The organism is Microbacterium sp. HMWF026, assembly GCF_003061325.1.
Classification (GTDB): Bacteria; Actinomycetota; Actinomycetes; order Actinomycetales; family Microbacteriaceae; genus Microbacterium; species Microbacterium testaceum_E.
This window is the reverse complement of the sequence record NZ_QAJB01000365.1, coordinates 1-12,702: the sequence shown is the minus strand read 5'-3', so window position 1 is coordinate 12,702 and position 12,702 is coordinate 1. Positions and strand designations below refer to the sequence as shown.

Sequence of the window (12,702 nt, the reverse complement as noted above, 5' to 3'; positions counted from 1 at the left end):
GTTTTGCCGCAGTCCAGGACGGTGCGGTCGGAGTTGGTGTCGGTCATCGCCATCCCTCCATTCGGACTGTGATGTTCACTCGTGCTCGTGCGAGTTTGCCGCGTGCTTGGCCGGTGGTGACCCCCATTGCATCGGCAATGTCTTGGTAGCTCAGTCCCGCCACTTCGCGAAGGAGCCAGCATTGCCGCTGATCCTCGGGCAAGGCGTCCAACGCTTTGGAGAGTTCGCGCAGTTGCGCGTTGCGTATTGTCGTCTCCTCCGGGTCGTGTCCGGTGGCTGCATGGTCGGCCGGGAAGACTGTTTCCGGGGGGCGTTTTTTGAGGTGGGCGAATGCGCGTCTCGTGGCGATACGCATCATCCATGGCTTGGCTTGGCTCGGGTCACGCAGGGTGGGCAGTTTCTTCCAGGCGACGACGTAGGTGTCTTGGAGGATGTCGTCGGCGTCGGTGTAGCTGCTGACGATGCGAGCGATGTAGGCGCGCATGATGGGTGCGTGTCGGGTGATGAGGGTGCGAAAAGCGGCCACGTCCCCGTCGACTGCTCGCTGGACAAGCAAGTCGTCGGCTGCGGCGGCCAATCCTTGATTGGACGGAGAACCGCTGGTCGTGGTTGGGGGCATGGACTCCGCTTACCTTTTTTGTGACGATCGCACCGTGTCCGCGCTCATGTGTGTGACGGTGCCGCTGCACATGCAGCGAGTGAATTTATACCGTAAGTCGACCGGCTAAGTGCTGCTTGCCCGTCCAAGCCCTCGATCCACTCGTGGAAGGACCACCAGCTGTGACCACCTCCGACAACGACGCTGCTGCGGCGGCGAAAGACCGCTTCGAAGACGCCACCGACGCGCTGCAACACGCCTCCACGAACGGCAGCGACGGCACCGCTCGTTCCGGCAGTCACGTCGCTGACCATGTCTCCGTCGAGATCGACGAGGCGAAACAGCAGGCCGAATCCGCCATCGACACGACCCTGCAGTCTGCAGTGAACGCCGTGGAGGGAGCGCGCGCCACCTACCAGCGGGACCCGAAGAAGGCACTCATCACGGCCGGCGCCGTCGCGATCGGACTCGTGGCCCTCGTCACACTGCTACGCCGCCTCTAACAACTCCAGACCACCTATCGACCTCAGTCACACCCATAACGAAGGAGCAACCCATGTCCACTCCCACCAACGACGACGCGCAGCTGTCCGCCGACGAAGACTCCTACGAAGGCGCAGACGTCGAAGTCTCAACCGAGACCGACACCACCTCCAAGCCCGGCGGGCTCGGTGAAGACGGAACCATTCCGAGCGACCCTAACGGTGTCGCCGCCGGGCACACCGGCACCGCCTCCAACTTCAACCCGGAAGAGGATGAGGACGCGCACTGACTGTACGCTGCGCTGACAGCTCGACGAGCACGGAGAAGTTCGATGTCCCCGGTGTGGGGCCCGTGCTCGTCGAGCTGTGCGCGCATCACTTCACCCTCACGAACGAACGGATGATGCTGCTCGGCACCGTGACCCGCCTCACGGGCCGAGCCGTCGACGTCGTCGACTACGAACGTGTCGCGCAACACCTGCACGACATGGGGGTCATTTGAGGCTGCGCCAACGGGAGCGTCTGAGGGTGTGTTATCGGCGTAGCTGCCACCACTTTCGCCGGGGGTGTGGGCGTGGCGTTGACGGCTTTGGTGGGGAGGGCGCGTCAGGACCGTCGGCTGCTTCTTCGAGCCGGATTTGGCGGCCTTCTTTGACGTCGCTGCGCTCTTTCTCGGCCTGTTTTTTGCTCTTTCGGGTGTCGCGGGCGGGCAGCTGAATGTCTTCTTCGGCGGCGATGCCGCCTTGCAACTGGCGGCCGCGTTCGAGTTCGGCGTCGAACTCGGCGCCGAACAGGAGGGCGAGGTTCGCGATCCACAGCCAGAGCAGGAAGATGATGACCCCGGCGAGCGAGCCGTAGGTGCGGTCGTAGTTGGAGAAGTTGGCGACGTAGATCCCGAAGCCGGCGGTCGCTATAGCGAGGGCAGCGATGGCGATGATGGCGCCGAGGCTGATCCAGCGGAACTTCGGCTGTTTGGCGTTGGGGGTGGCGTAGTACAGCACCGCGACGAGGAACACGATGACGAAGAGCATGACCGGCCATTTCGCGATGTCCCATGCGATTTGCACGCCCTGACCGAGGCCAAGGGCGTTGCCGATAGCGGTAGTGACATCACCCGAGATGACGAGACCGAGCGCGACGAGGACAAGCGCTACCACGGCAATGACGGTGACCAGCAGCTGCATCGGGCGCAGCTTCCAGAAGGGGCGTCCTTCGTCGATTTCGTAGATGCGGTTCATTGCACGGCTGAAAGCGCCCACGTATCCGGATGCTGACCAGAGGGCGAGGGCGATACCGGTGACGAGTGCGATACCGGCGCCTCGAGATGACGCGATCTGCTCGATCGGTTCGCGGAGCGTGTCAGCGGCGTTGGGGGCGACGTCTTGGATGATGCCGATGATGGCGTTGGCGGCGGCGTCGCCTTGGCCAACGACACCCAGTACGGAGAAGATCGCAATCAGCGCCGGAAATAGTGCGAGGACGGCGTAGTACACCAGGCCCGCGGCGGCGTCTGTGCACTGGTCAGCGGAGAATTCCCGCACTGTCTTTCGCAGCACGTACTTCCATGACCGCTTCGTCAGCTCGGTGGGAGAGTCTGGCTTCTCGTCAGCGTCCGGGTGCGGCGCATCCGCGCTGGTCTTATTGCCTGGTTTTTGCTTCAGCATGTCCGTCCCGAGGGTTCAGAGCACACCGCGCGTGTGCGGGCGCATTTCAGTGTCCGACATCAGGTGCCCCCACTGCAGGGGCTTGCCTGCCCACAGGCACCGCGTCCCGTGGGCTCAAGAGTCCTCGAGGTCGGTTCGCGAACGCGCAGCGTCTACGAGCTGATTTGCCTCGCGTCGCGAGTAGCCAGTACGGAGAATCTGGCGGAAATGACGCCGTTGATGCCGGGGTGTAGGGGTCGGCCATAAGCGATAGGGAGGTGTTCCGCCGTGCGGGCGGCCCGAGTTTGGCGGGCTCCCTTTGCCCGAGCATCGGCCTAGCCTCCCTTATTTCCTTGGCGCTTCCATCACGTAGCCGGCGCCGCGAACGGTGCGAATGAGCGGCTCCTGGCCGGCGTTGGTCTTCCTGCGCAGGTGATGGATGTAGAGCTCGACGACGTTGGAGCTTCCGCCGAATTCGTAGTTCCAGACGCGGTCGAGGATCTGCGCCTTCGACACCACGCGGCGTTGGTTGCGCATGAGGAAGCGCAGCAGCTCGAACTCCGTCGCCGTCAGCTGGATCTCGCGGTCGCCGCGCACGACTTCGTGGCTGTCCTCGTTCAGCGAGAGGTCGCCGACGCGCAGGATGGGCTCGGAGTCGCGGGTGAGGGCGGTGCCCGCGCGTCGCATGAGCCCGCGGAGGCGTGCGACGACCTCCTCGAGGCTGAAGGGCTTGGTGACGTAGTCGTCGCCGCCGGCGGTGAGGCCGGCGACACGGTCGGCCACGGAGTCCTTCGCGGTGAGGAAGAGCACGGGGACGTCGTTGCCCGAGTGCCGCAGTCGCTGCAGGACCGCCATGCCGTCGAGGTCGGGCATCATGACGTCGAGCACGAGGGCGTCAGGTTCGAAGTCGCGGGCGGCCTGCAGGGCGTTGAAGCCGGAGCCGGCGGTGCGCACTTCCCAGCCCTCCATGCGCAGTGCCATCGACAGCAGGTCGGTGAGCATCTGCTCGTCGTCGATGACGAGCACGCGCGTCATTTCGCAACCACGACGGTGCCGGGGCTTTCTGCCAGATACGTCACAGACGAAGCATATGAGTGTCGGGCGGTCGTAATGCTGGCTTCAAGCGGCGCGAGGTCTGCACTGCTACCGCTTTGCGCCCCGGATTATTCGAAGCGGAACCGATCGGTTACGTGCCGTCGTGACGGTCAGATGATGTCGTAAGGCGACTCCTCATCGTCGAACACCTGCCCAGAATGGTTGCGCCACCCGTCGCCGCCGCCGTCGGCGAGGCCGCTATCAAGGCGCACTGTGGAGGAAGCGATGGTGATCGAACTTGCCGCCGCCGACACGAAGATGCTGAGACGTTCGCCCCCGTCCAGCGTGACCGTGATGAAGCCACCGCCGGCGCGCGTGGCGCCGAGAACCTGAGCCTCGATATCCCCGACGCTCTCCAACGGCGCGAGAGCATGGGTGGCACCATTCACGGTCAGCTGAACCCGTTCGATGCTCTGAGTCATGCGGTACAACGTAGATGTCGCTAGGTCTCACCGGCATCGGGGTTGCACCATCGGAAAGCGCGTTGCACACTGCGACTGTTGTCACGCCTCTACCGGGTGATTCCGTCGGTCGGCGTCGCGCGCGAGTTGGTCCGGAGTGCGCCCGGCCGGCTCATCAAGCACGTGAAGTCCCTGTGGCGAGTTGGCGGCGTCGGTCAGCATCCGCAGCCAGGACGGGTTGAGCTGCGGTGTGTGGCCACCCTCGTATCTAAACGCCAGCTTGACTCCGGGGTACAGGTAGACGCTTGTCCGGCCACCGCCGAGGCTGATGTCGATCTTCCATGTGAAGGTGAACCGCTCCCCGCGGCGGATCTTCGCCACGATGACCGCCTGCAGGTGAGCGAGCTCCCGGTCATCGAAGTCGGCACTGACACTCGAGTCGTACGTGAATCTCCCCATCGGAAACCTCCAACATCGGGACCCCCGGCGCGACCATCATGGCGAGAGGTCCCACACGCCGGAGGAACGACGTCCGTGTCAGCGTCTCAGACGACACGTTCACCCCTGGACCCTTGCGAAAACCTTCCCGGGCTGTTGTGCAAATGTGAGCAACATCGCGGGTGCGATAATTCGGAGCGGCCGGGCGATTTCGCGATGGCCCAGCCTCGAACGAGATGAAGGACACGCTCGCCCCGTGGGACGACTGATCTACACGCAAGACTCCAGCTACGACATCGACGACCGTATCCTCGCGCACCTCCGCGTCGTCATGATGAACAAGCTCCGCCGCCGTGAAGGCTTCATGCTCCAGATGCCCACCACCGGCGGCGGCCGCTCCTCCATCTGGATCAGCCCCACACGGGCCCTGCTCATGCAGTTCTACGGCGGCCGCGCACCGCAGCTCGACCGTGAGTTGATCGACAAGATGATGCACGACGCGAGTAGCGCCGACGGGCTCACCCTCTCGAACCGTCTGTAACGGCATCGCCACAGGTGATGTGGCGGGTGAATCTCGGACCGATCCGTTCTGTCTCCCCGGCGTCCGCGTTAGCGTGACGCCGTGACGAAGCCCCACCGCATCAGCCATCCTGCGGCAGCCCGCCTCGCCGGCGTCCCCCTCGAAAGCCTCGACGCATGGGCAGCCGTCGACCGGCAAGGACGCTACGACACCGCCGAGTTCAAACTCTGGACCGAAATACACGTGGCCGTCCGCTCAATCGATGGGCGCTAAGCCGGCGCCATCCCCGCGTCGAAATAGGAGACGGGTCCGAATGCACCCTCTCGATGATCTGTTGCGCCTTGTAGGTTTCCTCATTGGTGCGATTCCGATCGTTTCTGGGACGGCTCGCGCGGCACCGCCGACGACCCCGACACGCCGACAAGTTCCATCCCGAAAGTCCGGCCCGAAATAATTCCTTCCCAAAACGCCCCCTGTACCGTTTTTGGGAAGTCGGGTAGACTGGTGTCACAGCCGAGGAAAGGGAGTCATGATGTCCGACATCAAGGGGCGCGTCTTGAACCCGATGGCGTATGACGCCTTGCTCGAGCTGGCAACCCGGATCGGTGGCCGGTATGTCTCCTGGGTCGACCAGGCTCCGAGTGAGGCTGCAGGCCGGCACTGGACGTACGCGCACATCGAAATGCAGCGCCAGGTGCGCCAGGTCGACCCCAACGACGCGGAAGCGGTCGAGGCGAAGCGCGCCGAGCTGCGCGAGCTTTGGGCGACGATGCCGGCGCACGCGCCGGTCATGGCTGCGTGAGCGAGCAGCTGACCCCGAAGCAGCTTCGTCGACGGTTCGACCGCACGATCGTTCCCGTCTACCTCGAGCCCCAGCGTGAGGCGCCCCCTGGTCGGCGCCCGCGGTTCGTCTCCGTTGGGGGACAGCCCGGCGCCGGAAAGGGCGGAGTGCTCGCCGCGACGCAGAGCGCCCTTCCGGGAGCGGTAGTGGTGAACGGCGACGATCTGCGCCGGTTCCATCCCGCGTACGAGCAGACGATGAGCGATGATCCGTTCCGGATGCCGGAGGTCACGGCGGCGGCCGCGGGGGCGTGGGTCGGGATGTCGACGGAGTATCTGCGCGGGGTCGGCGCGAGCGCGATCGTGGAGACGACGCTGCGCAACGAGTCGATGTTGCGCGGGGAGTTCGAGGCATTCCGCGCGGCAGGGTTCGAGACGGAGTTGCGTGTGGTGGCCGTACCGTTGGCCGTCTCGCGTGCCGGCACGGTGGCCCGCTACGTGGAGCAGGTCAAGGACTACGGCACGGGCCGGTGGACGCCTGGCGCGGCGCACGACGAGGCCGCCGCGAACGTGAGCGGCACGGTCCGCGAGCTCGTGGCCGCGGGGGTTGTCGATCGGGTCGTGGTGCAGGACCGGGCGGGGCGTGTGTTTCTCGACGCACGCGCGGCCGCGGGGGGAGCCGAGCTGGGAGAGCGGGTCGCGGCCGCGGTGGATCAGGCGCGCGACGTGCGTTCGCTCACCACCGCACAGGCGCGCGACTGGATCGGCTACACCGGCGAGGCGCTGCGCGAGACGGCGCGACTGCGTCGGAGTGATCCCGACCTGGTGCGCGTCGCGCGCCGCCTCGCGCTCGAGGACGCCGGCGACGTCGTGCGGGTCGCGTTCCCTGGAGACGCGCGAGCGCAGCGTGCGGCGCTGACCGAGCTGCACGCCGCCGCGAAGGCCCTGGATGCCGGCGCCGACGATGGCGGTACATCGTCGACGAGCGCTGATCGTCTCGACGGTTTCGAGGCTGTGCGACGCGCGCAGACCGGGCTCGCCGCACCCGGCATCCGTCCGCCCCTGTCGTCGCCGGAAACGACGCGAGACGCCCCGCCTGCGGGCGGTCCGTCCTCCCGGAGGAACCGCCCGCATCTGCCGGGCGCACGGTACGGAAACGATCAAGGGATGGGGCGATGAGCAACGTTGTGGGGTATGCCCGGGTGTCGCGGCACGACCAGAATCCGGCCGCTCAGGAGGCCGAGCTGCGCGCGGCGGGCGCCGGCCGTGTGTTCGTCGACCACGGCGAGTCCAGCCGTGTCAAAGACCGTCCGCAGTGGCTCGCATGCCTGGACTATCTCCGCCCCGGCGACACCCTTTTGGTCCGCCGGCTGGACCGTCTGGCGGGCAGCGAGAAGATGGCAATCGAGACCATCACCGACCTGCACGAGCGAGGCGTGAACATCCGGAGTCTCACCGAGCCGGATATCGACACGACGACTCCGATGGGCCGTGCCCTGTTCGGGATCGTCGCGGTGTTCGCGCAGCTGCGCGTCGACACCATCCGGGACAACACGAAGCGCGGTCTGGCGCATGCTCGCGCGCAGGGTCGCGTGGGCGGTCGACCCTCGGTGATGACGTCCGAGCGCATCGCGGCCGCGGTGAGGATGCGTGACGAACAGAAGTTGAGCCTGGTGCAGATAGCGAACGTCCTCGGGGTCGGGAAATCGTCCGTGTCGCGCGCGCTGGCCAAGCACGATGCCGCGCAGGACACCGCCTCACTGCGGACCGGGATTCAGGACACGCCCCCGTTGAACGCATGACCACGGAAGGCAGAACATGACAGACCCCATTCCGTCTGAGGCTCCCGTCACTGACGGCAAGTGGCTGACTATCGAGCCGGAGGTGGCGGCGGGCTGGTTGGTGCGAAGCGCTCTGCCCGCGTTCGCCGACGCTCAGGAGCCGGCAGTTTCGCGGTGAAGCTCACCGGTGCCGAGCTGCGAACGATCATCGACGAGTTGCAGAGCGCGTGGCAAGCGCACGGCGACGCCGATTCTCTCTACCAGCCCGCGGCGCGGCGCGATCAGCGGTTCACGGGAGAGGACGCCGCGCGGGTCGCCATCGTGCACGGCTGGGCGCGGCATTTGCATGAGACGGCGAGGGCGGCGGTCCTTCTTCTCGACAACGGGATGACCAACGCTGCGCTTCCTCTGGTGCGTCAGATGTTCGAGTGTGCCCTGAGCGCCGTGTGGGCCATTCAGAGCAAAGATCAGCACGGGGTACGCGCGATCATTCGCGAGTACTCCCGTAGCCGCAGAGCGTTTGCGATCGACGCTCGCAAGGCGGCTTCACCGACGTTCCGTGAGTCAGCAGATGACATTGCCGACATCGAGCTCGCTGAGGAATTGGAGACGTCCGACAGCTCGCGTCAGTTCCGCGATATCTGCCTCGATCTATCGCCCGGTGGTGTTGACGCATACATCTACTACCGCGTCATGTCGAGCTATAGCCATGCGTCCCTGGCGGTCACGGACTTGTACTACAAGGCCGCCGCCCCCGGCAGCGGTGCGATGCCTTATCGCCTTGCTGAACCCCGCGCCGCGATGCCCGCCGACACGTTGCTCTACTTTGTCGCGATCACCCTCGTCTGGGGTGCCCGCGCGTACACCTACACAAGCCGGGATCACACGCACCGCAGCGTCATCCGTCGTGCAGCCCACACCCTCGAAGTGAACAGCGAGATCCAGCTCAGCGACCACTACCGGCGTCGCCACGCGAAGCCACGGACGACGAGATAGCTCTCGACGCTCCACACGTCCTCACCACTCTTTCCCCGTCCCCCTGATACATGCCGCTCTTCACGGCACAGCACCCCGTCAAGGGTGCGGCTTGCCGCATCACGTAGTGACGCGAAGCGCTCTTGACGGGGTGCTGTTCCGTGACACGATCACGGGCATTAGGGGGAGGGGGAGTGCTCCCATCGAGGTCGCGTAGCGGCCGGCAAGTGGGGTCCCGCTGTCCACCTGTGGGCGGGTGGAGCCCGTAGGTGGCTCAGGCCGTCCACAGGTGGTCAGGGGGTTGCGTTAGTCCCCGTAGTGTTGCCCCTCGTCGCTGCCGTGAGCGGCGTCGACCGGCGTTGCGTCCGCGGCTTCAAGTGGCTCCGACTTGCGGGCCGAGCGGGCACGTGGCTTCCGCTTCTGTGCGGTGTCAGCGAAGCCGATCTTGCGCAGCTCGGAGGCGGTCCACCCGGCGTCGAGAGTCGCGCTGTAGGCGCGTGCGTCGTCGCGTTCGGCGGCGGCGACCTTCTCGCGCTCTTCACGCTCGACCTGCGCGATCCGCCCGGCGGATGCCTCGCGCACATCGGTGAGGTTTTGCCGCGACTCGGCAAGCGTTCGGATGGAGTTGAGTCGGTCGTTCATCGCACGCTGCGCGCGCTCGACCGCCTCTTCGGGAGACAGTTCTTTTGCCATGAGGACAGCCTACGAAGCCGCGCCTCGTGCACGAAGTTTGTCACGCCGCCAGATGGTGCGTCGCGGCGAAGCCTTGGTGCGCCCCGTCCTCGGACGTCGGCGTGGAGGATGCCGCAGATCGCGGAGCAAGCTATACAGTTAAGTGCCCTAAATGGCTTCAACCTCTCGACATGCGTCGGAAGGTGCGGCACACTTGACGTGTGCGGTCCCCGCGGGTGCGGGGTCGCTGCGCTGGGCCGAAGGGAGGGTGAGCATGTCTGATGAGACGCCTACGCCTCGCCCGTCCGAACGTCGTCGCCGTCCGAATGTGGCCGGCGGTCGCGTGGCGCGTCACGTCGTGAAGGCCAGCCCCGAGGAGGAGGGCGTGCTGTTGCGCCTGGCCCTCGCGCAGGGCGTGACGATCCCGCGCCTTCTCGTGGAGAGCGCGCTTGCGCAGGATGCCGGCGAGACGGCCTCCGAGCGGCGCGCAATGATCACGAAGCTGTACGAGCTGCACCGTCTTCTCGCCGCTATCTCGAACAACGTCAATCAGATCGCGAAGGCCACCAACGCCACGCGCGAGCTGCACCCCGAGACGTTCGCGACGCTCGCTGCGGTGCGCAAGACAGCGATGCGGATCGACGAGCTGACCGACGAGTTGAGCTTGACGTGATGCCGAACATCACGCGGGGCGATCGCATGTCGGGCCTCGTGACGTATCTCGTCGGCGGCGGTCGTCACAACGAGCACACGGAGCCGCACCTTGTCGCGGGTGACGATGCGCTCATGGCGTGGTACGACGATGCCGAGCTGAGCCGCGAGAGCGGCCTGGCGATCGCGCGTCACCTGGACCGTCCTCACAAGCAGCTCGGGGTCGATGTGAAGGGCGGTCACGTCTGGCACGCCTCCCTTTCGCTGCGCGCCGAGGAGGGCATCAAGACCGACGCCGAGTGGAACGCGATTGCCACCGACTTTGTGGCCGCGATGGGGTTGGACGATAACGACGGCACCAAGGCACCGTGCCGTTGGGTCGCGGTGCGTCACGGCCTGTCGAAGTCCGGTAACGACCACGTGCACATCGCTGTGAACCTCGTGCGCGAGGACGGCACGAAGGCATCCACTCACCTCGACTACGTGCGCGCGCAGAGCGCCGCACGAGCCCTCGAAGCGAAGCACGGTCTAGAGCTGTTGGAGTCAGCGAAGGGGGAGCGCGCGACGCGCGGCTACAGTCCCGCCGAACAGGCCAAGGTCGAGGAGCGTTCCGCGCTGTTCGCACAGCGGAAGTACGAAGCGCACGCCGAGAAGATCGGCGGCGACGTCATGCCGTGGCACCAGCTCGACCCGCGCGAACGTCAGACGCGGATTACCGCCGAGATTCGTCTCAATGCACCGCGCAACGACCTCGCCCGTAAGGTGCGGGCGTGCGCCAGCGCGAGCGAGAACGAAGCCGAGTTCGTGCGCCGTCTGCGCCGCTCCGGTGTCCTCGTCCGACCCCGCTACGCGGACGGCCAGACCGACGTCATCACCGGCTACTCGGTGGCCGCAAAGCCCACAGTGGGGGAGCGTCCCATTTGGTACGGCGGCGGTCACATGGGCCGCGACCTCACCCTGCCCCGACTGCGCGCCGAGTGGCCCGACAGCGCGACCGGCGCGATGGATGCCGCGGCCGAGTGGAACGCGGCCAAGCGCAACCAGCGGCCCGTCGCGCCGGGACGCGAGACGAGCGAGCCCGACCCCGAGTTGTGGGATCGGTACACCGCCGAGCTGGGCGAGCTGCGAGAGACGCTGCGCTCGGTCCCGCTCGACGACCGCGACACATGGGCGCGCGTCGCACGGCAGACGTCGGGCGCATTCGCGGCGTGGTCTAACGCCGTCGAGGAAGTACCCGGTGACCTCGCCGCGGCATCCGACGAGCTGGCGAAATCGGCGCAGACCTACCGCGGCCACACGAAGCCCCAGAAGGCGGGGCGGGTGTCGGCCGGCGGCGCGGCGATACTCCTTGCCAGCGCCGTCCGAGGCGGGCAGGGAACCGCAGCGCAAGCGGCCATGCTGCGCCAGCTCATGAACCTCACCCAGGCGGTCTATGACGCCGCCAAGGCCGCGCAGCAGGCACGCCACGCGGAAGCGATCGCCACCGACATTCGCACCCGTCTCGTGCGCGTGCGCGAGGCACTGCCGGCGACGTCGACGACCACCACCACGACCACAGCTACGAAGACCGAACCGCGCCGCGTTGACATGTCTGCGGTGATCGACGAGGCCACGCGCGAGGCGCTGGACAAGATGAACCGGGCCGAGGAGAACCGTCGCAAGGGACCGGGCTCGCCGCTTCCCTCGACGATCGAACCGACCCGACCCCGCACGACAACAACCCCGCGGCCTGACCGAGGCCCGGAACGATGAGAGGAGCACGCCATGGCCGATGAGAGCGACGGCATTTCCGAAGCGTTCGAGGGACAGCTCCGCGTCGCGGTGACCGCCGCCGGTCGCGTGGGCGAAATCATCGCCCGACAGCGCGAGGAAGCGGCTCGACGAGCGCAGGCCGAGAGCCAGCAGCAAGCCCGCGAGCTGGCATCCCGGCTCGCCGCCGAACGGCAGTCCGCGCGCGTTGAGCTCAGCGCCGTGTACCGGAACGACTGGTGGGAGCGAGCGACCCCCGAGCAGATCGGCACGACGCTCGCCACGGCGCGCGCGTGGGGCAACGAAGACCCCGAGACCGTGCGCGCCGAGGCGCACATGCGCGACGAGCTACGCGCCCGCTACGGGATCGACGCCGCCCAAGCCGGCGGCGACCCCCAGGCGGTGCAAGTAGCGATCGACGCCGAGCTGTTGCGCCGGCAGTCCGAGACAGAGCGACAGCGCGGCACGGGCGAGGAAGCAGAGGCGGCTCTTCTGATGCGCGAAGTTGACCGCGCCGATCGACAGGCCGAGGCCGCGGACGAGCGCGCCGAGAATGCTCCTGGGGGCTCAGACGAGCGCACCCAAGCCCGCGAAGATGCCCAGGCGCACGAGCGCGCGGCCGAGTCCGCTCGCGCCGAGGCCGGCCCCAAGTACGACTCCGCGGAGCGGCGGGAGAACGACGCGAACCAGCTCGAAGCCAAGGGCATCGACAAGGAAGCCGTGGCCGCGAAGATGCACGCCGACGTCGGTAACGCGAAGCCCGCCACCGAGGCCGTGAAGGGCTTGCCCGCGAACGCCGCGAAGGTGAAGCCGGCACGCTCGGCCGCGGCGCGTGTGCAGCGCTCCGAGTTGGGTCGCTGAGCGGTCGTCTCTCGACGCACGAGAGGGACCGGCCATGTCGGGGTCGGTCCCTCTCG

18 protein-coding genes are annotated in these 12,702 nt (G+C 66.8%); 12 read left to right on the top strand and 6 right to left on the bottom strand.

Annotated features, from left to right (window positions below; all coding sequences use genetic code 11):
* Positions 1-43 precede the first annotated feature (43 nt).
* A complete protein-coding gene (locus DBR36_RS13615; protein ID WP_237488854.1) occupies positions 44-577 on the bottom strand; it encodes an RNA polymerase sigma factor in 534 nt (177 codons plus the stop codon).
* A gap of 203 nt (positions 578-780) precedes the next feature.
* On the opposite strand from DBR36_RS13615, the gene DBR36_RS13610 reads away from it, so the two are divergent.
* The 3 genes from DBR36_RS13610 (at position 781) to DBR36_RS17850 (ending at position 1,582) form a co-directional block, all read left to right on the top strand.
* On the top strand, positions 781-1,101 hold the full coding sequence (locus DBR36_RS13610) for a hypothetical protein (protein WP_108320231.1): 321 nt from the start codon (positions 781-783) through the stop codon (positions 1,099-1,101).
* A 53-nt stretch (positions 1,102-1,154) separates the two neighbouring features.
* Positions 1,155-1,370, top strand: a complete 216-nt coding sequence (locus DBR36_RS13605; RefSeq protein WP_237488855.1) for a hypothetical protein — start codon at positions 1,155-1,157, stop codon at positions 1,368-1,370.
* A gap of 62 nt (positions 1,371-1,432) precedes the next feature.
* On the top strand, positions 1,433-1,582 hold the full coding sequence (locus tag DBR36_RS17850) for a hypothetical protein (RefSeq protein ID WP_181373606.1): 150 nt from the start codon (positions 1,433-1,435) through the stop codon (positions 1,580-1,582).
* Positions 1,583-1,613: 31 nt separating this feature from the next.
* Here DBR36_RS17850 and DBR36_RS13600 read toward each other — a convergent pair whose 3' ends face one another.
* The 4 genes from DBR36_RS13600 to DBR36_RS13585 all read right to left on the bottom strand — a co-directional run bounded on the left by DBR36_RS13600 (position 1,614) and on the right by DBR36_RS13585 (position 4,678).
* On the bottom strand, positions 1,614-2,744 hold the full coding sequence (locus tag DBR36_RS13600) for a YihY/virulence factor BrkB family protein (RefSeq protein WP_202401086.1): 1,131 nt from the start codon (positions 2,742-2,744) through the stop codon (positions 1,614-1,616).
* Positions 2,745-3,068: 324 nt separating this feature from the next.
* Positions 3,069-3,758, bottom strand: coding sequence for a response regulator transcription factor (locus tag DBR36_RS13595; protein ID WP_108320229.1), 690 nt, complete (start codon positions 3,756-3,758; stop codon positions 3,069-3,071).
* A 170-nt stretch (positions 3,759-3,928) separates the two neighbouring features.
* Positions 3,929-4,240: a hypothetical protein gene (locus DBR36_RS13590; RefSeq protein WP_108320227.1), complete on the bottom strand. Its 312-nt coding sequence runs from the start codon at positions 4,238-4,240 to the stop codon at positions 3,929-3,931.
* A gap of 81 nt (positions 4,241-4,321) precedes the next feature.
* Complete coding sequence (locus DBR36_RS13585; protein WP_108320225.1) at positions 4,322-4,678, bottom strand: ATP-dependent DNA ligase; 357 nt, start codon at positions 4,676-4,678, stop codon at positions 4,322-4,324.
* Positions 4,679-4,913: 235 nt separating this feature from the next.
* Between DBR36_RS13585 and DBR36_RS13580 the strand changes: the two genes are divergently transcribed.
* The 6 genes from DBR36_RS13580 to DBR36_RS13565 all read left to right on the top strand — a co-directional run bounded on the left by DBR36_RS13580 (position 4,914) and on the right by DBR36_RS13565 (position 8,734).
* Positions 4,914-5,198, top strand: a complete 285-nt coding sequence (locus DBR36_RS13580; RefSeq protein WP_237488856.1) for an ATP-dependent DNA ligase — start codon at positions 4,914-4,916, stop codon at positions 5,196-5,198.
* 81 nt (positions 5,199-5,279) lie between these two features.
* Positions 5,280-5,450 (top strand): hypothetical protein, encoded by a 171-nt coding sequence (locus DBR36_RS17845; protein WP_160897575.1) that lies wholly within the window; start codon positions 5,280-5,282, stop codon positions 5,448-5,450.
* Positions 5,451-5,706: 256 nt separating this feature from the next.
* Positions 5,707-5,979, top strand: coding sequence for a hypothetical protein (locus DBR36_RS17840; RefSeq protein ID WP_181373605.1), 273 nt, complete (start codon positions 5,707-5,709; stop codon positions 5,977-5,979).
* Positions 5,976-7,136 carry a zeta toxin family protein gene (locus DBR36_RS13575; protein WP_181373604.1) on the top strand — a complete coding sequence of 387 codons (1,161 nt, stop codon included), beginning with the start codon at positions 5,976-5,978 and terminating at the stop codon, positions 7,134-7,136. Before DBR36_RS17840 ends, DBR36_RS13575 begins: the two co-directional genes overlap by 4 nt.
* The gene (locus DBR36_RS13570; protein WP_108320221.1) at positions 7,133-7,759 is read left to right on the top strand and encodes a recombinase family protein; all 627 of its coding nucleotides are present in this window, start codon (positions 7,133-7,135) and stop codon (positions 7,757-7,759) included. Before DBR36_RS13575 ends, DBR36_RS13570 begins: the two co-directional genes overlap by 4 nt.
* Positions 7,760-7,912: 153 nt before the next feature.
* The gene (locus tag DBR36_RS13565) at positions 7,913-8,734 is read left to right on the top strand and encodes a DUF5677 domain-containing protein (RefSeq protein WP_108320219.1); all 822 of its coding nucleotides are present in this window, start codon (positions 7,913-7,915) and stop codon (positions 8,732-8,734) included.
* Positions 8,735-9,019: 285 nt separating this feature from the next.
* Here DBR36_RS13565 and DBR36_RS13560 read toward each other — a convergent pair whose 3' ends face one another.
* Positions 9,020-9,406, bottom strand: a complete 387-nt coding sequence (locus DBR36_RS13560; RefSeq protein WP_108320217.1) for a hypothetical protein — start codon at positions 9,404-9,406, stop codon at positions 9,020-9,022.
* Between the two features lie 337 nt (positions 9,407-9,743).
* Between DBR36_RS13560 and DBR36_RS13555 the strand changes: the two genes are divergently transcribed.
* From DBR36_RS13555 to DBR36_RS13545, 3 genes are read left to right on the top strand one after another with little or no spacing between them, the layout of a single operon-like run.
* A complete protein-coding gene (locus tag DBR36_RS13555) occupies positions 9,744-10,058 on the top strand; it encodes a MobC family plasmid mobilization relaxosome protein (protein ID WP_258222850.1) in 315 nt (104 codons plus the stop codon).
* Complete coding sequence (locus DBR36_RS13550) at positions 10,058-11,788, top strand: relaxase/mobilization nuclease domain-containing protein (protein ID WP_308810961.1); 1,731 nt, start codon at positions 10,058-10,060, stop codon at positions 11,786-11,788. The genes DBR36_RS13555 and DBR36_RS13550 overlap by 1 nt, the downstream gene beginning before the upstream one ends.
* A 12-nt stretch (positions 11,789-11,800) precedes the next feature.
* Positions 11,801-12,646 (top strand): hypothetical protein, encoded by an 846-nt coding sequence (locus DBR36_RS13545; RefSeq protein ID WP_108320211.1) that lies wholly within the window; start codon positions 11,801-11,803, stop codon positions 12,644-12,646.
* The last annotated feature ends 56 nt before the right edge of the window (positions 12,647-12,702 follow it).